The organism is Bradyrhizobium sp. WSM4874 (assembly GCF_055811835.1).
In genome coordinates this window covers 425,357-447,460 of record NZ_JBVVPR010000001.1, presented here as the reverse complement: position 1 = coordinate 447,460, position 22,104 = coordinate 425,357, and the positions used below count along the sequence as shown (strand labels likewise).

At 64.0% G+C, this 22,104-nt stretch carries 23 protein-coding genes and 1 pseudogene; 11 read left to right on the top strand and 13 right to left on the bottom strand.

The window, feature by feature from the left end; all coding sequences use genetic code 11:
• Position 1: 1 nt before the first annotated feature.
• Complete coding sequence (locus tag AC0L3P_RS02220; protein WP_275168031.1) at positions 2-394, bottom strand: ArsR/SmtB family transcription factor; 393 nt, start codon at positions 392-394, stop codon at positions 2-4.
• A gap of 263 nt (positions 395-657) precedes the next feature.
• Between AC0L3P_RS02220 and AC0L3P_RS02215 the strand changes: the two genes are divergently transcribed.
• Positions 658-1,827 carry a serine hydrolase gene (locus AC0L3P_RS02215; RefSeq protein WP_473300878.1) on the top strand — a complete coding sequence of 390 codons (1,170 nt, stop codon included), beginning with the start codon at positions 658-660 and terminating at the stop codon, positions 1,825-1,827.
• A 65-nt stretch (positions 1,828-1,892) separates the two neighbouring features.
• Here the strand turns inward: AC0L3P_RS02215 and AC0L3P_RS02210 are convergent, their stop codons facing one another.
• Positions 1,893-2,726, bottom strand: coding sequence for an outer membrane protein (locus AC0L3P_RS02210; protein ID WP_473300877.1), 834 nt, complete (start codon positions 2,724-2,726; stop codon positions 1,893-1,895).
• 270 nt (positions 2,727-2,996) lie between these two features.
• Complete coding sequence (locus AC0L3P_RS02205) at positions 2,997-3,701, bottom strand: SDR family oxidoreductase (RefSeq protein WP_473300886.1); 705 nt, start codon at positions 3,699-3,701, stop codon at positions 2,997-2,999.
• Between the two features lie 123 nt (positions 3,702-3,824).
• Between AC0L3P_RS02205 and AC0L3P_RS02200 the strand changes: the two genes are divergently transcribed.
• Positions 3,825-4,667, top strand: coding sequence for a GNAT family N-acetyltransferase (locus AC0L3P_RS02200; RefSeq protein ID WP_473300876.1), 843 nt, complete (start codon positions 3,825-3,827; stop codon positions 4,665-4,667).
• Positions 4,668-4,685: 18 nt separating this feature from the next.
• On the opposite strand, the gene AC0L3P_RS02195 is transcribed toward AC0L3P_RS02200, so the two are convergent.
• The gene (locus AC0L3P_RS02195) at positions 4,686-5,126 is read right to left on the bottom strand and encodes a hypothetical protein (protein WP_247462781.1); all 441 of its coding nucleotides are present in this window, start codon (positions 5,124-5,126) and stop codon (positions 4,686-4,688) included.
• A 281-nt stretch (positions 5,127-5,407) separates the two neighbouring features.
• Between AC0L3P_RS02195 and AC0L3P_RS02190 the strand changes: the two genes are divergently transcribed.
• Positions 5,408-5,692 (top strand): hypothetical protein, encoded by a 285-nt coding sequence (locus tag AC0L3P_RS02190; protein ID WP_275168034.1) that lies wholly within the window; start codon positions 5,408-5,410, stop codon positions 5,690-5,692.
• Positions 5,693-5,745: 53 nt separating this feature from the next.
• Here AC0L3P_RS02190 and AC0L3P_RS02185 read toward each other — a convergent pair whose 3' ends face one another.
• The 6 genes from AC0L3P_RS02185 to AC0L3P_RS02160 form a co-directional block, all read right to left on the bottom strand.
• A complete protein-coding gene (locus tag AC0L3P_RS02185) occupies positions 5,746-6,036 on the bottom strand; it encodes a hypothetical protein (RefSeq protein ID WP_275168035.1) in 291 nt (96 codons plus the stop codon).
• Between the two features lie 20 nt (positions 6,037-6,056).
• Complete coding sequence (locus tag AC0L3P_RS02180; protein ID WP_275168036.1) at positions 6,057-6,479, bottom strand: curlin; 423 nt, start codon at positions 6,477-6,479, stop codon at positions 6,057-6,059.
• Positions 6,480-6,550: 71 nt separating this feature from the next.
• Positions 6,551-6,928, bottom strand: a complete 378-nt coding sequence (locus AC0L3P_RS02175) for a curlin (RefSeq protein ID WP_275168037.1) — start codon at positions 6,926-6,928, stop codon at positions 6,551-6,553.
• A gap of 32 nt (positions 6,929-6,960) precedes the next feature.
• Complete coding sequence (locus AC0L3P_RS02170) at positions 6,961-7,353, bottom strand: curlin (RefSeq protein WP_473300875.1); 393 nt, start codon at positions 7,351-7,353, stop codon at positions 6,961-6,963.
• Between the two features lie 118 nt (positions 7,354-7,471).
• Positions 7,472-7,873, bottom strand: coding sequence for a curlin subunit CsgB (locus AC0L3P_RS02165; protein ID WP_275168039.1), 402 nt, complete (start codon positions 7,871-7,873; stop codon positions 7,472-7,474).
• Positions 7,874-8,038: 165 nt separating this feature from the next.
• Positions 8,039-8,698, bottom strand: coding sequence for a response regulator transcription factor (locus AC0L3P_RS02160; protein ID WP_473300874.1), 660 nt, complete (start codon positions 8,696-8,698; stop codon positions 8,039-8,041).
• A 628-nt stretch (positions 8,699-9,326) separates the two neighbouring features.
• On the opposite strand from AC0L3P_RS02160, the gene AC0L3P_RS02155 reads away from it, so the two are divergent.
• The 5 genes from AC0L3P_RS02155 to AC0L3P_RS02135 all read left to right on the top strand — a co-directional run bounded on the left by AC0L3P_RS02155 (position 9,327) and on the right by AC0L3P_RS02135 (position 15,830).
• Positions 9,327-10,754, top strand: a complete 1,428-nt coding sequence (locus AC0L3P_RS02155; RefSeq protein ID WP_473300873.1) for an efflux RND transporter periplasmic adaptor subunit — start codon at positions 9,327-9,329, stop codon at positions 10,752-10,754.
• A complete protein-coding gene (locus AC0L3P_RS02150; RefSeq protein ID WP_275168042.1) occupies positions 10,751-11,476 on the top strand; it encodes an ABC transporter ATP-binding protein in 726 nt (241 codons plus the stop codon). The genes AC0L3P_RS02155 and AC0L3P_RS02150 overlap by 4 nt, the downstream gene beginning before the upstream one ends.
• On the top strand, positions 11,473-12,696 hold the full coding sequence (locus tag AC0L3P_RS02145; RefSeq protein WP_275168043.1) for an ABC transporter permease: 1,224 nt from the start codon (positions 11,473-11,475) through the stop codon (positions 12,694-12,696). The genes AC0L3P_RS02150 and AC0L3P_RS02145 overlap by 4 nt, the downstream gene beginning before the upstream one ends.
• 48 nt (positions 12,697-12,744) lie before the next feature.
• Entirely contained in the window at positions 12,745-13,053 is a 309-nt protein-coding gene (locus AC0L3P_RS02140) for a response regulator transcription factor (RefSeq protein WP_275168044.1), read from the top strand.
• A gap of 911 nt (positions 13,054-13,964) precedes the next feature.
• A complete protein-coding gene (locus tag AC0L3P_RS02135) occupies positions 13,965-15,830 on the top strand; it encodes an alkaline phosphatase family protein (RefSeq protein WP_275168045.1) in 1,866 nt (621 codons plus the stop codon).
• A gap of 56 nt (positions 15,831-15,886) precedes the next feature.
• Here AC0L3P_RS02135 and AC0L3P_RS02130 read toward each other — a convergent pair whose 3' ends face one another.
• Positions 15,887-16,459 (bottom strand): hypothetical protein, encoded by a 573-nt coding sequence (locus AC0L3P_RS02130; RefSeq protein WP_275168047.1) that lies wholly within the window; start codon positions 16,457-16,459, stop codon positions 15,887-15,889.
• 392 nt (positions 16,460-16,851) lie between these two features.
• On the opposite strand from AC0L3P_RS02130, the gene AC0L3P_RS02125 reads away from it, so the two are divergent.
• Complete coding sequence (locus AC0L3P_RS02125; RefSeq protein ID WP_007603114.1) at positions 16,852-17,511, top strand: peroxiredoxin; 660 nt, start codon at positions 16,852-16,854, stop codon at positions 17,509-17,511.
• A 59-nt stretch (positions 17,512-17,570) separates the two neighbouring features.
• On the opposite strand, the pseudogene AC0L3P_RS02120 reads toward AC0L3P_RS02125, so the two are convergent.
• Positions 17,571-19,301 (bottom strand): annotated as a pseudogene (locus tag AC0L3P_RS02120) (methyl-accepting chemotaxis protein).
• A gap of 77 nt (positions 19,302-19,378) precedes the next feature.
• On the opposite strand from AC0L3P_RS02120, the gene AC0L3P_RS02115 reads away from it, so the two are divergent.
• Positions 19,379-20,890, top strand: a complete 1,512-nt coding sequence (locus AC0L3P_RS02115) for a cryptochrome/photolyase family protein (protein WP_473300872.1) — start codon at positions 19,379-19,381, stop codon at positions 20,888-20,890.
• Between the two features lie 66 nt (positions 20,891-20,956).
• Positions 20,957-21,277: a histone gene (locus AC0L3P_RS02110; RefSeq protein WP_275168050.1), complete on the top strand. Its 321-nt coding sequence runs from the start codon at positions 20,957-20,959 to the stop codon at positions 21,275-21,277.
• 54 nt (positions 21,278-21,331) lie between these two features.
• Here the strand turns inward: AC0L3P_RS02110 and AC0L3P_RS02105 are convergent, their stop codons facing one another.
• Positions 21,332-22,078, bottom strand: coding sequence for a hypothetical protein (locus AC0L3P_RS02105; RefSeq protein ID WP_275168051.1), 747 nt, complete (start codon positions 22,076-22,078; stop codon positions 21,332-21,334).
• Positions 22,079-22,104 lie beyond the last annotated feature (26 nt).

Genomic DNA, 22,104 nt, shown 5'->3' with positions numbered 1-22,104 from the left:
GTCAGGAACCTTTCCGTTTGGTTGTCTTGTTAGCTGTCTTGGACGGGCGGTTGGCGGCCGCCCTTTCCTTCTTCATCTGCATGACGTAGGCCTCGAACCGATCGAGCCGCGCCTCCCAGATCGCGCGCTGCTGCTGGAACCAGTCCTCCGCGCCGACAAGCGCGTCGGGACTGAGGCGGCAGGTGCGCACGCGGCCGGACTTCTCCGACAGGACGAGGCCGCTCGTCTCCAGCACGTGGATGTGTTTCATGAAGCTCGGCAGCGCCATCTCGAAGGGATCGGCAAGCTCGCCGACCGACGCCTCGCCGGCGCAGAGCCGCATCACGATCGCCCGCCGGGTGGGATCGGCAAGGGCCGCGAAAACCTGATCGAGCCGGGATAATTGGTTAGCCATGGGGCTAACTATAGGATTGCCGCTAACCGCCGTCAACAATTGTTAGCCGACTAGCTAAGTTAAATTTCGCCGGCTGATAGCCTGGATGAAGCGAAGCGTAATCCGGGGCGCTCACTCGGCTGCGGCACTTTCCCGGATTGCGCTTCGCTCCATCGGGCTACGGACCACTCGCGCGGAACCCACCACGCGCAATCGTGAATAGGGAGACACGGTCCGTCCCGCTACAAGAGACGTGGGGGCGCATCGCATTCTGCATCAGAGCCGTGCCGCCTGTTGTCACCTCATCATATCTTACCCGACGGGCGCTCGCCCGGGCTGCGCTCGTTCCGCTCGCGCTTGCCTGGCCGCGCGAGGCCGCCGCGGATTCCGACATGATCGCGCAGATGCGCGACATCGTCGCGAACGAGCTGGCGCCGACCGTGACGCCGGACCAGCCGGGCGGCCTTGCCGTCGCGCTTTATGCCGGCGGCCATGTCGAGTTCTTCAACTACGGCTTTGCCGACGACGCCACGCATAGGCCGGTCACGCCCGACACCCTGTTCAATCTCGGCTCCCTGCGCAAGCCGTTCGAGGCGACGCTGGTCGCGCTCGGCACCCTCCGCGGCGAGCTGCAGCTCGACGATCGTCTGGCGAAATATCTCCCCGAGCTCACCGGCGACTATGTCCGCCGCATCACCGTCGGCGAGCTCGTCACGCACACCTCAGGCATGCTGCTGCCGACCGACCATCCGCCGTGGCCGAGCGACACTTTCTCCCGCGCGCAGCTCATCGAGATGTTCAACAGCTGGAGACCGCAAGCCGGCGAAGCGCCCGGCAAGCAGCGCGTCTACAGCCACGCCGGCTACGTGCTGCTTCAACTCGTGCTCGAGCGCTGCTACGGCGCTCCGATCGCACGCCTGTTCGAACAACGCATCTTCAAGCCGATCGGCATGAGTGCGACCTCCGTACCCGAACGTGGCGAGGACGGCCGTGCCGTCATGGAGGAGGCCTGGATGCAGCGCGCGGTCCAGGGCTATTCGGATCAGGGCATGGCGATCGGCCCCATCGGCAACCAGCAGAGCTATTTTGATTTTCCCGGCACGGGCCAGATGTTTTCCTCGCCGCGGGATCTCGCGAGATTCGTTGCTGCCTGCATCGACGGGCGGACGATCGAGCCTCACTTGCGCGAGGCATTGCGGATGACACAGCACGAGATCTTCCGCGTCGACGACAAGTTCGGACAAGCAATGGCCTGGGAGACGGTGCGTCTTCCAGGCGTCACCGTTGTCGATAAGCCCGGCGGCCTCAACAATGCCTCCGGCTACATCGGCCTCGTGCCGGCGCAGCGGATCGGCATCGTGCTGCTCGCCAATCGGGGCGAATATCCCCACGAGATCGCACGCTACAGGATCCTGCCCGAACTGGCGCATCTGGTGGCGTCCCACGCAGGCTGAGGTCCAAACAGAAAGCCCCGGCCAGGCCGGGGCTTTCCACGCCAGATCAGGAAACGGGATGAAGCTCAATACCTGGCGACGACGGGTCCGCCGAACTTGTAGTTCACGCCGACCCGCACGATGTTCGACTTGAGGTCGACCGAGTGGGTGTAGACGTTGCTCGGATTTGCCGTGCCGCCTGCGAAACTCGTAAGATTGGTGCTGGTCGCGCTGGCGCGGCCGAGATCGACGTAGAGATATTCGGCCTTGAGCGACCAGCCGCCGCCGAACGCATATTCGGTGCCAACACCCGCGGTCCAGCCGAGGCGGGTGTCGCGGATCGCGGCCGATTCTGATGCCGCGGAGAAGGTGTCGGTGAAGTTGAAATTGCCCTTCACCTCCGCGATCGCCGCACCGCCCGTGGCGTAGAGCAGCCAGGTCGGAGCCGCGAGGAAGCCGATGCGGCCGCGGATGGTGGCGAGCCAGTCGGCCGAGACCGACGACGACACCGTGAAGCCGGTCGGTGCGCAGCAGGGATAGAGCGCCGAGCCGCTCGCGCTGCCCTTGAAGCCGAAATAGTTGATGTCGCCCTCGAGGCCGAGCAGCGCGTGGTTGACCTGCCAGTTATAGCCCGCGGTGAAGCCGCCGGTCACGCTGGAGCTGTTGACGCGCTGGGCGCCGACCGTGTTGATGGCGGGAACGCTGCTGGGGTCGAAATAACCGGTCGGCGTCCAGATGGTCGAGGTGGTCGGATCGGCGCTCCCCCACTGTCCGCCGACATTGCCGCCGACATAGAAGCCGGTCCAGTTGTAGGCCGTCGCCATCATCGGCGCTTTGGTATAGTTCGCCGCGAGGTCGGCCGCCTGCACGGATGCGGAGCCCAAAACGACCGCGGCAACTGCCAGCAAAAACTTCTTCATTCCAGTCTCCTTGCCTCACGCGATCGATCTCGCGTTTCGAATGCGCGGGCGGAAGTTGTCCGGCGCAGATCGGGCATAGGCTGCCGATCCCTCGCCGTCTTGGGCTGCGGCGAAGTTCATAGGGACTGTGACGTAGTGTGAGCCGTGCGGCACGCGAACGCGTGACAAGTGTGACTGAGGGGCCACGCGTGATCACACATCCGCGGCGCACGACGCACGCCAATGTCGCATCGCGACAAGCGCGCGAAACGCGATTCGAGCCCTAGCGTTTCAGACCGAGCGCGTCAGTCCGCCGTCGACGCGGATATTCTGCCCGGTGATGTAGGCAGCACCGTCGGACGCCAGGAACGAGACGGTCGCCGCGATCTCCTCGACCTTGCCGTAGCGCTTCATCGGCACGCTGTCGCGGCGCGCATCTAGCTGCGGCAGGCTGTCGATCCAGCCCGGGAGCACGTTGTTCATGCGGATGTTCTCGGCGGCATGGGTGTCGGTGAAGATCTTCGTGAAGGCGGCAAGGCCGGCGCGGAACACCGCAGAGGTCGGAAACATCGCGCTCGGCTCGAATGCCCAGGCGGTCGAGATGTTGATGATGGCGCCGCCCTTCTGCGCCTTCATGATTGGCATCACCAGCCGGGTGGGACGGATCACGTTGAGCAGATAGGTGTCGAGGCCGGTGTGCCACTGCTCGTCGGTGATCTCCGTGATCGCCGCCCGGGGCCCATGGCCCGCGCTGTTGACGAGCACGTCGATGCGTCCCCATTTGGCAAGTGCCCCGTCGACAAGCCGCTCCAGATCGTCGTTCGATTGGTTGGAACCGGTGACCCCCAATCCGCCGAGCTCGGCTGCCAGTGCCTCGCCCTTGCCGGAGGAGGACAGGATGGCGACGCGAAAGCCGTCGGCTGCGAGCCGGCGCGCAGCCCCTGCCCCCATGCCGCTGCCGCCGGCGGTCACGAGTGCGACCTTCTCTGCTGCCATCTGTGCTGCCATGACCGATCATCCTCTGTGATATCGTGGAGGCGAGCCGCCGAGCCCGGCCCGTCATGGGCCTTCTACCGCCGGACCAGCCGGATGGTCCACCATCGAAAGCGACCTTAAAAGATGAGCGATTTGCAGATCCGTAATTTGCGCCCCGAGGAGATCGCCATCGCCGTCGACTGGGCCGCGGCCGAGGGCTGGAATCCGTGCCTCTCCGACGCCGTCTGTTTCGCGATCCCCGACCCAAACGGCTTTTTCGTTGGCGAGATCGACGGCGAGCCGGTCGCGACTGTCTCCTGCGTCAACTACGACGATCGCTTCGCCTTCCTCGGCTTCTACATCGTGCGCGAAGGTTTTCGCGGCTCCGGCCATGGCCTCCGCATCTGGAAGGCGGCGATCGCGCATGCGGGCACTCGCGTGATCGGCCTCGACGGGGTCGTGGCGCAGCAGGACAATTACAGAAAGTCCGGCTTCCAACTTGCTTACGCGAATGTCCGCTATGGCGGCTTCATCGCCGCGCCACCGAGGCCGCCCGCCGATGTCGTTGCGCTCGGCTCGATCCCGTTCGCGCTCATTGAAGCCGACGATGCAACGGTGTTCCCGGCTCCGCGCGGCGCCTTCCTGCGTTCCTGGATCGGCGCATCAGGTCATGTCGGTCGCGCGGTGCTGCGCGACGGCAAGCTCGCTGCATGGGGCGTGATCCGGCCGTGCCGGACCGGCCGCAAGATCGGCCCGCTCGTCGCCGACAACCGCGCGGCGGCGGACGCGATCGTGCAGGCCTTGCTCGCGAGTGCAAACGGCGGCGAAATCTTCCTCGATGTCCCCGCCGTCAATCGCGAGGCGATTGCGCTCGCGGAGAAGCTCGGGCTGAAGCCGGTGTTCGAGACGGCGCGGATGTACACAGGACCGCTCGCGCCGCTGCGGATCGACCGCGTCTTCGGCGTGACCAGTTTTGAGCTGGGTTAGCTGAGCCGAATGCGCTGCTCAGTAGCAACGCATGATGTTGACCGTGTGCTCGCCGCCGCCGCGGCCGGGCACAGTCACCTGCTCCGTCGGACAGCTCGGCACGTAGGGCCGGTCTGACGGCACCACGTTCGGCGGGAAGCGATGCGTCCAATCCCAGGGAACGTCGTACGTATAGGTGTAGCGCACATCACTGGAGACGGGTTGTGCGGTCTCGGCGAAAGGCTGGCCGTAGCCTGCGTTGTCATAGTAGAACCCGCCGCCGCCCGGCCAGTAGACCCAGGGCGTGTTTCGGCCCCGGAACCTGGCGCCTGGCGCAATCGGCGGACGCGCCGCCGGACCGGACGGCGTGGCGGCATGGGCGACGGTGCCGCCGGGCCTCGCAAAACTGTCGCTGGGGGCAAGGAGCAGCGCGGCTGCGCTGAGCGAGGCGAGCAACGCCCCAAATGATCTGGACATCATGATACGCACAACTCGTTTGGCTTCGCGGATAGCGGCTCCCCACCGCACGCTAGGCCGGGCTGTCGCCCACCCGCAAACGTATAATTAATTATTGGTTAAGGCACGGGATTAACAGGGAACAAGCTGCGGCAAGACGCCCGGGCTTCCGGCTGATGTCGCACGTGTTCCGGGAAAGCGGACTTCATAACCAGTTGATCGGAGTTGATCGCTTCGGCCGACAACACCCGGAACGCTCCCGCACTGCGGTCGTTGGCTCCCGACACCAGCAAGGAGCATCTCCAATGCAGAACAAATCAAAACTCCTCTGCCTGATCACGGCTTCACTCGTCGCGGGCACGACGGCCGCCTCGGCCCAGGGCTATGATTGGAACGGAGCGCGCGCGGGATGGGACCGCACCGCCCCGGCCTACCAACCGGTTCAGCCACGCGCGTACTATCCGGATGTCGCCGGACCGTACGGTGCGCTCAACGGCACCAACCATCCGGCGCCGAGCTCGACGCAGGGCGATGTCGGCCCGGATGGCAACAACAACGGCACACTGACCGGCGTCTATCGCAGCTGGTAACGCTCGCTCACGATGTGGCCCATCGTCCATCACGGACGATGGGCCTTCGTGCGTCAGCGGCCCTGCTGCTTGCGCAGCCAGTCCAGCATGTCCTGTGGATTTCCGGTGCCCTGCGACACGATGGCGGTGTTGCTACCGCTGCGGCGATAGACCGTGGTGCGCCCAGGCTCCTTCTCGATCTTGACCTCGGCCTGCGCCGGATCGCCGCTCTGGGTAATGACGGACGTGCCATTCTCGTCCTGAACTATTGTGGTGTGGCCGTCACCTGACTCGCCGGCTCCCGCCGGCCCGGCTGCCGTTGCCATCATGATGCTCAGTCCTGCTGCGAGTACGAAGAACCTCATGTTGCACCTCGCCTTCACGATCACCGGCTGAACTGAAATAGCGACAGCCAGTTGAAGCGCCCGAATTGTCGCACCGTTCCGGTGTTCAGATCTCCGATCTGGAGCAGGAGGGCGTTGGTGGAACTGCCGACCTGAGTGATATCGGCAATGTTGCTCACGCCGGACTGACCGATCGCCACGTTGGTCGTGCCACCGACCTGGATCACATTGACATAATTTCGCGTGCCGTTCTGGATGATCGTCGCATCGACCGTTCCCGTGCCACCGATCTGGATGACACGCGCGATATTGATGCGGCTGTTCTCCTCGATCGTAACAGGCTGGACATCGTTGCCGAACTGCACGACCGTTTCGATGCTCACGTTCCGGTTCGTCACGCCGCGCTGGACGGATCCGGCGGAAACCTCGGACGCGACGCTGACAGCGGCGAGCAATGCCGCCAATGCCAGGAGAAGTCTACCGCGTTTCATCGCCTTGCCCCATCACATTTCTGATGGCGGTGAGGTCGCCCAGCTCAATGGCCATTCTGGACAACCGTCGCCGAGTTGAACGCACCGAACTGCGACAGGAAACTGCTGGTCGACTGGCCGGCCTGGCCGACAAACGCGACATTGTTCACGCCCGCCTGCCCGACCGATGCCGAGGTCGTCCCGCCGAATTGCAGGATTCCGGTCGCGTTGTTCGTGCCGTTTTGAGTGACGGTCGCGCTGGTGCTGCCGCCGATCATGAACACGCCGGCCATGTTGAGTTGGCTGCTTTGGTTCAACACGACCGGCGGGCCGCCGAGCGACACGATGGTCTTGATGTCGGCGGTCTGGGCACCGGCCGATCCGGCGCCCACGCAACACAAGGTGAGAAGTGCGCCACAGGCGGCGCCTGAAAAATGCCTCATGACATGCCTCGCGACTGAAAATTGATTTGCGATCAAGGAGTCTGTTGCAAAATCGTCGAGCCGTTCAGGATTCCGAGCTGTCCGACGCCAGCCGCGTTGTTCGCGCCGATCTGGCCGATCAGGCTCGAATTGGAGCCGCCGACCTGGCCGAGTAACGCGGTGTTGGACGCCGTCGCAGTCGTGCCGCCCTGCCCGATCACCGAGGTGTTGACGGTAAGGAACGAGCCCGTCTGCAACGTGGTCGCAGTATTGGTGGCGCCGAATTGCATCGTGGTGGCGCTGTTGTTGGTGCCGCCACTCTGCGAGATGAAGGAGTTGTTGGTGGTGCCGAATTGCAGCACGCTGGCCGAGTTGCCGGCCTGGGCATCGACGGCGGTCAGCAAGCTGAACGCGATGATCGTGGCAACGAGATATTTTTGATGCATGACATTTCCTCCGCAAAGTCGGCGGACAACCTCTCACTGAGTCGTCCCGCCCGAGGCGGTGCTTTCAAGAATGGCGCGGACGCGCCGCAGTTGACGCGTCCGGCCAAACGGGGCTGGCTTAGTGCGCCGTCTGCGAGACGGTGCTGCCGTTGACGCCGAACACGCTGAGCTGTCCGACGGCGGCGGCGTTGTTCTGGAGCGGGGCAGGCCCGAACGAGTTCTGGGTGATCGCGCTGCCGTTGTTGCCGAACGCCACCTGGCCGGTCGTTGCCGAGTTCTGCACGCCGATCTGGTTCACCGTGCTGCCGTTGTTGAGCGAGGCCGCGCTGGTGCCCTGCATCGTGGTCGCGCTGTTGATGATGCCGAGCTGGCTGGTCGACGAGGTGTCGTTGGTGAGGCCCTGCTGCGAGACGCTGGAACCGTTCACGACGCCCACTTGCACAGTGGTCGAGGTGTTAGCGGCCTGCGCGGCGGAGGACAGGGCGAGCACGGCAACGGAAGCAAAAAACAATTTGCGCATGGAATATCCTTTCTGGCTAAGATCTCTGACTGGGTTCGGATGCCGTCTTGGAGGAGGCCGACATCGCAGGACAGACTTTGAACCGATCGTGCTGCGTGCAACAGACTGCAGTTCATGCTAATCGGTACGGACTAGACGTTGCGCGGCGTGTTGGTGCCCGCGGTACTAGCTGTACGGTTGTCCCGTGCCGGTTCGTGTCGTCTCTTCTTCGCGTCCCATACTGTCGACCAACCGCACCACCTCGATCGGCGAGCGAAGCTCCAGCTTTCGCATCATCCGGGTGCGATGGACCTTGGCTGTCACTTCGCTCACCCCGAGCCTCGCCGCGATCTGCTTGGCGACGAGACCTTCGGCCATCAACAGCATGATCTCGCGCTCCCTCGCCGTCAGCGTTTCGACGCGCTGGCGAGCTTCGCGAACGCTATCTTCGCGCTCGAGCCGCCTGCGGTCGCGCTCGATGCCATGCCTGATCGCGTCGAGGATCGCCTGTTCGCGAAAGGGTTTTGGAAGAAACTCGACCGCGCCGCGCTTCATGGCCTCGACCGAGACCCGGACGTCGGAATGGCCGCTGATGAAGACGATCGGGATGAGCACGCCCGTCTCGGCGAGCCGGCGCTGAAGCTCGAGGCCGGTCGGCGCCGTGCCGGGAAAACGGACGTCGAGCACGAGGCATGAAGGCCCGTCGGAAATACTGCCCGCGACGAACTCGTCCGTCGATGCAAACAATTTTACCTGATGCCCGGTCTCCTCGCAGAGACTTCCTATCGCGGTTCGAATCTGAATTTCGTCGTCAATGATATAAACTGTGGCTTGACCTGAACTCATGGCAACGGGCTCCCCGGCTTGGGGCTCGATGAACAAGCATCGAGCCATCCATTCTTCTTGCAAGCGAGATCAAGGTGCTTGGATGAATTCGCGAGGATCGAGCGAGTCGCTCCGATCCGCCGCTTCGACGTCTTAGGGCCAACACCCGTTCAAGACGAGTGAAGGTGTTCACATATCGGCTTTCGTGATTGCGGGGATTTGCCCTCGCGACCTGCGGCATCATGGCGAGGCGCGATATCGACAATGCGACGATCGGGAATGCGACGATCGGGCGTCGGAACTTCGGTATCGCCGACTGCGTCATGGCGTCGCCACCCACGTGCCGAGTTGAACGCCAGGCGCTGGCCGCTTCGGCCAGAGCAGACGGGACGTTCAGTCAGCTTGTCGAGTTCGATACCGCGCGCATCATATCGATACGCTCCGTATGCATTTCCGGCAAGTCACGAAAAATAGTACCCGCAGGCTTTACTTCTGGATCATCAAGCGCGCCCGACCGTCGCCCCGGCAGCGGCGACACACTGACGATCGACTGCGTTTTTGGTGATTTACAACCACAGCGAGTTTACAACCATAGCGCGATCTTTGCCTTTGCCGCCAACGATGCCATTTCAAGAGGCGGGTTTTCGATATGCGATTTGTGCCAGTTATTGCCTTGCTCGGAACTGCATGTGGCCTCGCCGCGGTCTACGCCGCCGGGCCAGCCGTCATCACCGACGCGGCCGGGAGCGCCGCGGAGAAGGCGGCCCGCGCCTTTGAATCGACCCAGCGGCTGCTCAAACCCGTCAGCCTGGAAGCACGGAGCTTCGGATCGGATGCCCCCGTGTTCCGCTATGCCTCCATCCAGCGCGGCAGCATCGAGCAGACCATCACCGTCACCGGTGCCCTGCAGCCGGTCAAGACGATCGAGGTGGGTTCCCAGCTGTCCGGGCAGCTCGCCCGGGTCTATGTCGATTTCAACGACACCGTCAGCAAGGATCAGCCGCTCGCCCTGATCGATCCGCGCAGCTTTGCGGCAAAGGTCGACGAGGCCAGGGCCTCTCTGGCCGTTGCCAATTCCCTGGTCGACGTCGCCCGGGCCAAGCTCGATCGCACCAGGATCGACCTGCAAAACGCGAGGGGGAGCCGGGACGTGCTCGCCGCCAAGCTCGACAGCGCTCAGGCCGTCAAGAGTTCGGCGCAAAAGACCCTGCAGCGGAAGCAGGCCCTCCAGTCGCAAAACGTGGTGGCCACGACGGCGGTTGATGACGCGCAGACAGAGTTCACCGCGCGTCTGGCCCAGGAACGCGAGGCCGAAGTTCTGATGTCCCTCAACTCCTATGCGGTGGATGGGGCGCAGGCCGACGTCCGCCGAATCGAGGCGGAATTGCAGCAGACACGAATGGCCGTGCCGGAGAAGGCGGCCGTTCTCGCTGCGGCCCAGGCCGATCTCGACCGCACCGTGATCCGCTCGCCGATCGATGGCGTCGTCGTCGGAAGGTTCGTCAACGAGGGCCAGACCCTCGCGGTCGGACTGGAATCGCGCACCACCTTCGTGGTCGCGCACCGGCTTGAGGACATGGAAATCCACGCGCAGGTCGACGAAGCCGATATCGGGCGCATCGCGCCCGACCAGCGCGCCCATTTCACGGTGGATGCCTACCCGGACCGCCGCTTCGAGGCGGTGGTGCGGCAGGTGCGCAAGGCACCGCAGAACCAGCAGCACGTCGTGACCTACACCGTCGTCCTGGCGACCTCCAATCTCGACGGCGCGTTGCTGCCCGGCATGACCGCCCTGGTGAAGATCGTGATCGAGCGGCAGGACGACGTGCTGAAAGTGCCGCTTGCCGCGTTGCGCTTCCAGCCCTCCGGCACACAGCCGGATGCCGCGGCGCGCAGCGGGGTGTGGGCGCGCACCGCAAGCGGCTCACTCCGGCGTATTCCCGTGACCGTCGGCGCGGCCGGCACCGAACAAGTCGCGCTCAGGAGCGGAGACCTCGTCGAGGGCAGTCAGGTCGCCGTTGGTCAGGCCATCCGGCCGGCCGGCATGGAGTTTCTCGGAATCAGGTTCGGATCATGACGGCCCTCCCGCCCCTCATCAGCCTGCAGTCGGTCTCCAGGACCTATCGTGCCGACGGCGTAGCGGTGACTGCGGTGCGCAATGTCAGCTTCGACATCGAACGAGGCGAGATCGTCGCGGTGATGGGACCGTCCGGCTCGGGAAAATCGACGCTGATGAACATGATCGGGCTGCTCGACCTGCCGAGCGAGGGCGCGCTCTATCTCGAGGGAACGGACGTCGCCGATCTCTCGGAAGACCGCCGGTCGTCCCTGCGCGCCCGCAGCATCGGCTTCGTCTTCCAGTCCTACAATCTGCTCGCTCGCCATAATGCGATTGAGAACGTCGCATTGCCGCTGGTCTATTGCGGCATCAGCCGCAAGGAACGTCTGGCCCGCGCTGAGCAGAGCCTGGAGGCCGTCGGCATGGTGCACCGGGCCCATCACTTCCCGCGGCAGCTCTCGGGCGGTGAGCAGCAGCGCGTCGCGATCGCGCGCGCCCTGATCGCCTCCCCGCTGATCGTGCTCGCCGACGAGCCGACCGGCGCACTCGACAGCCGTACCGGCGCCGAGATACTGGCCCTGTTCGCCGCGCTCAACCGGAGCGGCCAGACCATCGTCATGATCACGCATGATCCAGGGATCGCGACCCAGTGCCGGCGCACGATCCGCCTGCACGACGGCGCGCTCGTCGCTGACGAAACGCTGGCTCCGATCCTGCCGAAACGGAGCGCTGCGCCATGACGATGCTCCAGGGCTTTCAAATCGCGCTGCATGCCTTGCGCCTCAATCCGTTGCGCAGCATCCTCACCATGCTCGGCATCGTGATCGGCGTCGCCTCCATCGTGACGGTGTTTGCGATCGGGTCCGGCGCCCAGCTTCGCCTCCAGGAGCAGATCCGCTCGATCGGCGCCAACGTGCTGATGATCAACCCCGGCGCGGTCTACCAGGGCGGCGTGCGTCTCAAGGATGGCAGCAAGCTGACCATGACCGAGAGCGACGTGCAGGCGATCCTCGAACAGATCCCCGAGATCCAGGCAGCGGCCGGCTCGATTGCAGGAACGGCCCAGGTCATTCACGAGAGCAAGAACTGGAACACGACGATCAACGGGACGACGACCGGGCACTTCATGGTGCGCGACTGGCAGCTTGCGACCGGCCGCTATTTTTCCGGCACCGAGGAGGCAGGCGCCGGCAAGGTCGTGATCCTCGGCAGCACGGTGGCGCAAGAGCTGTTCGCGCCCGGCGAGGATCCGATCGGTGCACAGATCAGGATCATGAAGGTGCCGCTCGAAGTGGTCGGCGTCCTCGATCGCAAGGGGCCGGCGCAGGACGACGTCGCCTTCGTGCCGCTCACCACGGCCAAGCTGCGCTTCCTCGGCAGCGCGAGCAACATCAACCGGGATTCGGTCGCCTACATCATCGCCAAGGTGGCTGCGGACGGACAAATGGCGGGGGCGCGAACGGAGATCGAAAACCTGCTGCGGCAACGCCACCGTATCCCCGCCGGCCAGGAGGACGACTTCAAGGTCCAGGATCCGGCCGCCGCCATGGAAGCGCAGCAGGGAGCGATCCGGACCGTCGCGCTCCTACTCGTCGCCATCGCCTCGGTCTCGCTGCTCGTCGGCGGCATCAGCATCATGAACGTCATGATCGTGTCGGTCACCGAGCGCACGCGGGAGATCGGAATCCGCCGCGCGCTTGGCGGGCGGATGCGGGACATCCGTCTTCAGTTTCTCTGCGAGGCGCTCGTGCTCTGCCTGCTCGGCGGCGCGATCGGCGTCGGTGCCGGCGTCACGCTCTCGATGACGGTGGCTCGCTTGGCAGGATGGATCACCTCGATCGACGGCCAGGCGATCGGCCTTGCCCTCGCCTTCTCGATCGCGACCGGCCTGATCTTCGGCTTTTATCCCGCCCACAAGGCATCCAAGCTCAGCCCGATCGAGGCACTCAAGACGGAGTGAGAACATGCTGGGGTGTTCGCATCGACCAAAGGCCACGGAGGAGCATTCATGAGTCCGGATCCGAAACAATCGATCACACCCACGCCACGCGAGCGGGACCTGATGATGCTGATCGCACGCGGAATGCAGAACAAGAACATCGCGTACGAGCTCAAGATCTCGGAGAACACGGTCCGGGCGCATATCGGCAACATCATGCGCAAATACCGTCTCCAGAACCGAACCCAGATTGCGATCATCTTTGCCCTGCAGGCGGCGCCGCCATCGTTTCGCCGCCACCTGGCCAATGGCGGCCCCAATCCCGCGCCTGCCAAGGCGGTCGCGCAGAATACGCCGGTGCCGACGTCGCCGGATTGACCGCTCCGGCCACAATCCCTTGCGTCATCTCAGACGAAACACCCAAGTCCGGGGTCAACGGACCGGCGACAAAATATTTCTCTTTATTAGAATTCGGATTTTTGTTAGTAATTCCTCACTCCGGCCCAAGGAAGAGGGGCGTATCGCGATCGTCACGAACGCGGGCCGGACGGCGGTGGACGCAGGTCACATCGGCGCGAAGGGCTTCGCAGGGCGGGCAACCGTGAGCGAAAGTGTCGCGCACACGACCGGTGTGATTGGCGTACGGCAAAATCGTGTGGTCCTGGCGCCCGGGGTCTGTGCGCCAAGTGTTGCGGTGATGTGGGTTGCCCAACCGGGCACACGCATCAGCCATCCGCAAGGCGACGGGGGCAATAGTGCATCGCTCCCCGGGGAGAGCGCGACATAAGCCGTAAAACCACTGCGCAGGGAAGGCCGGATGTTTTGGCTTCACCTGTATGCCGCTGTGCAATCCAGTTACCACAATCTCGCACAGTGGACCGCGGGTGCCAGCCGGCACCCGGTCTTCCCTGCGCCCTCTTTCACTTGAGGGTGAGACGACGAAGCAAAGCTCGGGCGAACACGCCGCGAGGATGCGAAGGTGCGTCTGCGATCCGGAATGCGAATGGAAGCGCGACGCTGCCAGCCACAGATTCCGTCATTGCGAGCGCAGCGAAGCAATCCAGTCTGCCGCGGAAAGATTCTGGATTGCTTCGCTGCGCTCGCAATGACGATGCTGAAGCAGTTGCCTGCCGACACCGCGATCTCGTGCCCGGACGCAGCGCAGAGCGGGATCCCTACCCTTCTTTGCATGCCGCTCCGCTCTTGTAACAAAACCGTCATGCAGCGAAACTAAACGAAGCCGGGGGCCGCGGTTGGCGGCCAAGCTGTCTTCGCAGGGAGAGATTTTGATGCGCCGTTCACTGGTGTTGCTGTCAGCCGGACTGACAGTGCTGTCCGCCGGACTTTCGACCGGACCTGCCTCCGCCGAGAACAACACGCCCCGCAACCTGATCCTGTTCATTCCGGACGGTCTGCGGGCGCTGAAGGTCACACCGGAGACTGCACCGGCGATGGCCGAAATCCGCGACAAGGGCGTCAATTTCAAGAATTCGCACTCGCTGTTCCCGACCTTCACCATGGCCAACGGCTCGGCGATGTCGACCGGCCATTATCTCGGCGACACCGGCGTGTTCTCCAACACGATCTGGACCAACTACACCTCGGTGCCCGCCGGCGACACCGTGGTCCCCTTCATCGAGAACGACGCCGTGCTCGGCGACATCGACGAGCATTTCAAGGGCGACTATCTCAATGAGGACACGATCCTGAAGCTGGCCCGCGACAAGGGCTACAGCACCGCCGCGCTCGGCAAGCATGGTCCGACCTATCAGTTCGACCACACCGACAAGCCCGAAAAGGCCGGCCTGCATTCGGTCGTGTTCGACGATGCGACCGGCGGCAAGAACGGCGTGGCGCTGTCGGACGAGGTCAAGGCCGCTCTCACCAAGGCCGGCCTGCCCCTCGCAACGCCGCCGCGCGGCGACAACTCCAAGGCGGGCGATGCCAAGACGCCCGGCACCACGGCGGCCAACATCGCGCAGCAGGCCTATTTCGCCGACGTCGCGGCCAAGGTCGTGCTGCCGATGTTCAAGGCCCGCAACAAGCCGTTCGTGCTGGTGTTCTGGTCGCGCGACCCCGACGGCAGTCAGCACAACACCGGCGACAGCCTCAATCAGATCATGCCCGGCATCAACGGGCCGACCTCGATGGCCGGCATCAAGAATGCCGACAACAACCTCGCCCAGCTCCGCAAGGCGCTGGACGAGCTCGGCCTTGCCGCCAACACCAACATTATGGTCCAGGCCGACCACGGCTTCTCGACCATCTCCAAGGAGAGCAAGACCAGCCCCTCGGCCAAGCTTAGCTATGACGACACGCCGAAGGACTTTTTGCCGATGGGCTTTCTCGCGCTCGACCTTGCCAAGGCGCTCGACCTGCCGCTGTTCGATCCCAACGACAAGAATGCGAAGATCGAGGGCAACAAGCATCCGAAGGCCGGCAACGGCGTGCTCGGCAAGGATCCGGAAAAGCCCGATCTCGTCGTCGCCACCAATGGCGGCTCCGACCTGATCTATCTGCCGAACAAGGACAAGAAGCTGGCGGCCAGGACCGTCAAACTGCTGCTCGAACAGGATTACGTCTCCGGCCTGTTCGTCGACGACTCGCTCGGCCGCTTCCCCGGCACCCTGCCGCTGTCGAGCATCAACCTGCGCGGCAAGGCGGCGACGCCGACGCCGGCGATCGTCGTCAACTTCCGCTCCTATGCCAGCGATTGCGGCGAGGCGCCAACCAACTGCTCGGTGCAGGTCGCCGACACCGTGCTGCGCCAGGGCCAGGGAATGCATGGCAGCTTCAGCCGCGGAGACACCATGAACTTCATGGCCGCGATCGGTCCGGACTTCAAAGCCGGCTATGTCAGCGAGATTCCGGTCAGCAATGCCGATGTCGGCATGACCGCCGCCCAGCTCCTCGGCCTGCGCAGTTCGCAGAACGGCGGCCTCGTCGGCCGCGTGATGTCGGAGGCCCTGCCCAACGGCACCGTACCGAAGGCGTACAAGGGGGTCGAAAAGTCGAAGAAGTCCGAGAACGGCCTGCAGACCGTGCTGAACTTCCAGCGCGTCGGCAGCCAGCGCTATTTCGACACTGCCGGTTTCCCGGGCCGCACGCTCGGTCTCGAGTTGGAGACCGGCAAACAAAAAACGGCGGGGAAATAACCCCGCCGTTCAAATGCGTCCTCGTGAGAGGCGCAGAATTTTACATGCCCGAAATCTTACATGCCGATGTCGAACACGTTCGGCAATTGGCCCGCCAGAGGCAGCGCGGTGGCGCCCAGGAAGGTCGCCACCATCGCCATCAGGCGACGGTTGTTCTGGCGCTTGCCGCGCATCTGGCCGGCGATCCACTCCAGCATTTCGCTGTTGACCTTGGAGGCATAGGACGGCGCCCAGCTCTCGATGTCGGACTCGGCCGACAGCGCCACGCTGCGCGGCGGCACCTTCAGGCCGGAGGCGCTGGCGGCATAATGGGCCACCGCCTTGGCGAGCAGGTCGTCGAAACGGCCACCATCGGTGCGCTCGGTTGCGGCTTCGTTGATCTCGAACAGCACTTCGGCCTCGGCGCGGCTGATCGGCTGGTCGTTGACGGCCGTGGCCGTCAGAATGCGGGCGCACCAGGCGGTATCATCGGCATCGAGCGAGCGGGAGAAATGCACCCTTCCCTTGGTGGTCGGGCCTTCGCCCGTGATCACGCCGTCGCGCACGATAGTCAGTGCATGGGCCGAGGTATCGCGGCAGGACGGTTCGAGGGACGGCGACTCAACAGACTTATGCGCAGCGGCAGACATAGTTCACTTCCAGATTTCTTCTGATCGGCCAGCATTTTCATGTCGGCGTAAAGGGGTGGTTAATGATTCGATACGGGGATCGCGACTTTTCTAGATGGTTGCCAATTGGTCGCTGTCAGGACCATTTCGGTTCTGGGAAGCGACGGGCGAGCGTGATGAGAGTCATAAAAGGCTTTCTCGGGGCAATCGCGCCCGTATAGCCCCGGTGGAGATGTTTCGCCGCAGGCGCGGCTGTAACAAAAAGGTGCTAGGAAATCAGGCCTTCAAAGAAGGAATTCACATTTTACTTGAAGCTGTTCAGTTAGCGTTCACTTGGGATCGTGGAGTCTCTATACTAGCCCTGACGATCAAAGATGAATTCGCAAGCAAATTCAATGGCATGAGGTAGAACCATGACACTTCCGATCGGCGCCACCGCCCCCGACTTCGAAGCCGAGACCACCGAAGGGAAGATCAAGTTCCACGACTGGATCGGCAATAGCTGGGCGCTGCTGTTCTCGCACCCCAAGGACTTCACGCCGGTTTGCACGACCGAACTCGGCGCGCTCGCCAAGCTGAAGCCGGAATTCGACAAGCGCGGCGTCAAGCTGATGGGCCTCTCGGTCGATCCGGTCGACCGCCACGCCAAATGGTCGGAGGACATCAAGGAGACGCAAGGCGCGGCCCCGAACTATCCGATGATCGGCGACACCGATTACAACGTCTCGAAGCTCTACGGCATGCTGCCGGCCGCGATCTCGGGCGATCCCCTCACCCGCACCGCCGCTGACAACCAGACCGTCCGCAACGTCTTCATCATCGGGCCGGACAAGAAGATCAAGCTGGTGCTGGTCTATCCGATGACGACGGGCCGAAACTTCCAGGAGATCCTCCGCGTCATCGACTCGCTCCAGCTCACCGCCAAGCATCGCGTCGCAACGCCGGCCGACTGGTCGCAGGGCGACGACGTCATCATCGCGGGCTCGGTCTCCAACGACGAGGCCAAGACGATCTACCCGCAGGGCTGGAAGGAACCGAAGCCCTACATCCGGATCGTGCCGCAGCCGAAATAACCCAATTGTCATTCCGGGCGATGCGTCAGCAGCGTCGCCCGGGATGACGATGTTGGCTCTTACGCCGCGCGCACGCGTTCGAGGAAGCCCTCGACCTCGGCCTTCAGGTGCAGGCTCTCGCCCGACAACGCCTGGGCGGAGGCAAACATCCGGCTGGACGTCTCACCCGTCTCGTTCGCACCCTCGGCGGCCTGACGGACGTTGACGGCGACATCGGCCGTGCCCGATACCGCTGCGCGAACGCTGGCGACGATGTTGTGGGTCGCGCTCTTCTGCTGCTCGACCGCAGCCGAGATCGAGCCGGCGATGCCGCTGATGCGTTCGATGGTCTGGCTGATCGCCTTGATGGCGGCGACCGATTCCTCGGTCGCAAGCTGCATGCTGGCGATCTGGTTCGAGATCTCGTCGGTGGCCTTGGCGGTCTGGCCGGCCAGCGTCTTGACCTCCTGGGCCACCACCGCAAAACCGCGGCCGGCATCGCCCGCGCGCGCCGCCTCGATGGTCGCGTTCAGCGCCAGGAGGTTGGTCTGCTCGGCAATCGAGGTGATCAGCTTGACGACATCGCCGATGCGCGCGCCCGCCTCGGAGAGCTGCGCGATGCGCTGATCGGTCGCCTCGGCCTGCCGCACGGCCTCGGCGGAAATGACGTTCGATTCCTGAACCCGCCGGGTGATTTCGGAGATCGATTGAGACAGCTCGTCCGAGGCCGAAGCCGCCTAACGCACGTGCTCGGAGGCATTTTCGGAAGCTCCCGCCGACCGCGCCGACAGATCGGCGGTGGAGCGCGCGGTGTCGGTGAGCTGCCGCGCCGCCCGCTCGAATTCGCCTGACGATGTCAGCACCTTGTCGAGAATGCCGCCGACGCCGCCGCGGAACTCTTCGACGAAATTGCGCAAGTCGGATTTGCGCTGCTCGGCGGCTGCAGCCGAAGCCGCCGCCTGCTCGCTGCGCATCCGCGCCCGCTCCTGCGAATTGCTCTTGAACACAGCGACCGTGCGGGCGATCTCGCCGATCTCGTCGGCGCGATCCTCGCAATCGATCTCGACGTCGCTTTGACCTTCGGCGAGCGCCGTCAGCGAGCGCGCGACCGAGGTGAGCGGCTTGGTGATACGGCGGACGACCAGCAAGGTCAGGACCAGCACCAGCAGCGCGGCGAGCCCGGCGGCGACCGCCATGCTTTCGATCGTGTGGGCCAGCATGCTCTCGAACTGGGCCATCGGGATGCCGACATAGAGGATGCCGGCGACCTTTCCGTTGGCGTCGGCGATCGGGAAATAGGCGGTCATGAAGGTCTTGCCAAACAGGGTGGCCGGGCCCTTGTAGGCTTCGCCGCGGCGCAGCAGCGCCTGCGCCGGATGATCGGCGGCAAGCTGGGTGCCGACGGCGCGGTCGCCATTTTCCTTCTTCACGTTGGTCGAGCGCCGCACGAACTGCCCGCTCGCATCGTCGAACACGAACAGGGTCGCGTTGCCGCCGACATAGGACACCGCGCGATCGACGATGGCGTGATCCCTAAAGTCCGGCATCTTGGGAATCTCGGCACGCGCCACCGCGCCATCCTTCATGCTGATCTTCGCGTCGGGATTGGTCTCGGCAAAGGCCAGCGCCAGCGTGCGCAGGCTAACCTCGATATCGCGCAGCGCACGATCGTTGAACACGGAGCTGAGCGACCAATAGCCGGCCCCGACCACGAGCGCCGTATTCATGGCGATCAGCAGCACCGCGCAGAGGAGCGCCTTGGTGCCAAGTTTGAATTGCGGCAGAAACTTCGCCGTTGCTCGTCCGTACATGAATGGAATGACTCCTGTAATTCCTGCATATTCATGCAATCGGCTTGCGGCCGCATTAACGCGGTTCCCGTCGCGACATGCTTTCCAAATCGTTAACGAGGACACCCCTGACCACGCCCAGAACTACGCTAAGGACCACGCCAAGCGCTCCGCCCATCATCGTCTGGTTTCGCGATGACCTCCGCCTGTCCGACCATCCCTCCCTCCACGCCGCCGCCAAGGCCGCTGCAAAGACCGGCGCGCCGGTAATATGCCTCTATGTGCTGGACGACGCGGCCGGGCGAGCGCCGGGCGCGGCGGCACGTTGGTGGCTGGCGCAGTCGCTGCGGGCGCTCGGCGCCGACATTGCCACCCGCGGCGGATCGCTGATCCTGCGCAAGGGGCCGGCGGCCAGGGTAATCACCGAAGTGGCGCGCGAGAGCGGGTCCGGCGCGGTCTACTGGAATGGGATCGCACAGGCGCCGCATCAGGCGGTTGAGCGGCAGCTCGAAGCTGCGCTGGCGAAGATCGGCGTGGACTCGCATAGTTTTCCCGGTGACTTGCTCGTCCCGCCCGCGGCAATCCGCAACAAGGAAGGCCGCGGCCTGCGCGTGTTCACGCCATTCTGGCGGCGCGTGCTGGCGCTCGGCGATCCGCCCAAGCCCCTGCCGGCCCCGAAGGAGCTGCGTCCTGCGCCGACGGTCGCCAGCGACGCGCTGGAGACCTGGAAGCTCGAGCCGGGCACGCCCGATTGGGCCGGCGGCCTGCGCGAGACATGGACCGCCGGCGAAGCCTCCGCCCGCAGCCGCCTGTGCGACTTTCTCGAGCACATCGCACGTGGCTATGTCGGCGATCGCGACCGCCCGGACCGGGAAGGCACCTCACACCTGTCACCGCATTTGAGGTTCGGCGAACTCAGCCCGCGCCAGGTCTGGTACGCCGCGCGGTTCGCCGCAGCGGAAAATCCCGCGATCGGACCTGGTGTCGACAAGTTCCTGAGCGAGCTCGGCTGGCGCGAGTTCTGCCGGCACCTGCTGCACGACCATCCCAACCTTGCCACCGAAAACCTGCAAGCGAACTTCGACAGCTTCCCATGGAAGCCCGACGCCAAGGCGCTCTCCGCCTGGCAGCGCGGCCGCACAGGCTATCCCATCGTCGACGCCGGCCTTCGCGAGCTTTGGCACACCGGCGTGATGCACAACCGGGTGCGAATGGTGGTCGCCTCGTTCCTGGTCAAGCACCTCCTGATCGACTGGCGCGACGGCGAAAGCTGGTTCTGGGACACGCTGGTCGATGCGGATGCCGGCAGCAATCCGGCCAACTGGCAGTGGGTCGCCGGCTGCGGCGCCGACGCGGCGCCCTATTTCCGCGTGTTCAATCCGGTGCTGCAGGGCCAGAAGTTCGACCCGGATGGAACCTATGTGCGGCGCTGGGGGCCCGAGCTGAAAGACGTACCCGCCAAGCTGATCCACCAGCCCTGGCAGGCGACGCCGATCGAGCTTGCAAGCGCCGGCGTCACGCTCGGCAAGACCTATCCGCATCCGATTGTCGATCATGCCAAGGGACGAGAGCGCGCGCTCGCCGCCTACGCAAAGATCCGCAAAGGTTGAGCGTTGCTTTGACACAATTATGAAACCCGCTATCGTCATCGCTCCATGCAAACCGTGGGGGACGATATGGACGACGACAAGCCGATCACCGAACAGGCGATGGACACGATCACCGCCGCCGTAGAAACGACCAAGGACGCCGCTGTCACCGCCGTCAAGCAGGTGAAGAAAGCCGCCAAGAAGGTCGCGAAGAAGGTAGCGCCGAAGAAGGCTTCCAAGAAGAAAGCCAAGAAGGCTGCGAAGAAAACCTCGAAGAAGGCGGCCAAGAAGACTTCGAAGAAAGCTGCAAAGAAGTCGTCGAAGAAGGCGGCCAAGAAAACTGCAAAGAAAACGGCAAAGAAGGCCACCAAGAAAGCTGCCAAGTCGAAAAAGAAGGCCAAGCGCTGATCGCAAAGCCCAAGTCTCCGGGTGCGGACGCGCCCGGAGACCTCGCCGCGCCCCCTATCCTCGCCGTTTGGCTGCACGCCGGCCCGGATGATGCTCGCCTTGCGGATCGCGGAATTCGCTGCGATGACCGCGCCGGTCCTCGGCGTTGAAGCGCCGCCGCTTCTCAGGTGAGCCGAACTGCTTGATCAATCTCCTGCCGTTCACCTTCTTGATGACGTAGCCGCCCTCGGTCATCGAGAACGGCTCCTTGAGCGATCCCATGTGGTCGAACTTCGTGCCCCGGGGATGCTTGAAGGGTTCGAACCAGGAGGGATAGACGAAGTTCGACATCGGGAAGCCGTTGACGACGAAGGCGTCCTCTTCGACCGCGTCGCAAACCTCGTAGGCATATTGGGTGTGCCGGGTCTTGTCGGCCCACAGATTGGCCATGGGGTCGAGCACCATCTCGAACAGCTCATGCGAGGCTGCCAGACTGACCGGATCGTCCTCGGCCAGCGCCTTGAGGAAGATCTTCGAGATCGGCTGTCCCCGATGCGTCAATTCATGCCGCCCGAGGAAATTTTCGTGGGTCGCATCGTCGAAATAGACCAGCTGCCAGTCGGTGGGCTTCGGCTTGCGGGTGACGTCGAGATCGACGGGATAACCCCAGACCGGCAGGAAGTGCTCGTCATAGCATTTCTGCAGCGCGGCCGTGAGCCGCGCCATCATCCGCTCGCTCATCATCTCCTCTGCGTAATTGATGCAGGCAATCCGGACCGGCTTCAGGGATCTGGCGAGCAGTGCACGACGCGCCTTCTTCATGGAAATCACCGTGTGAAAGGGAGGCT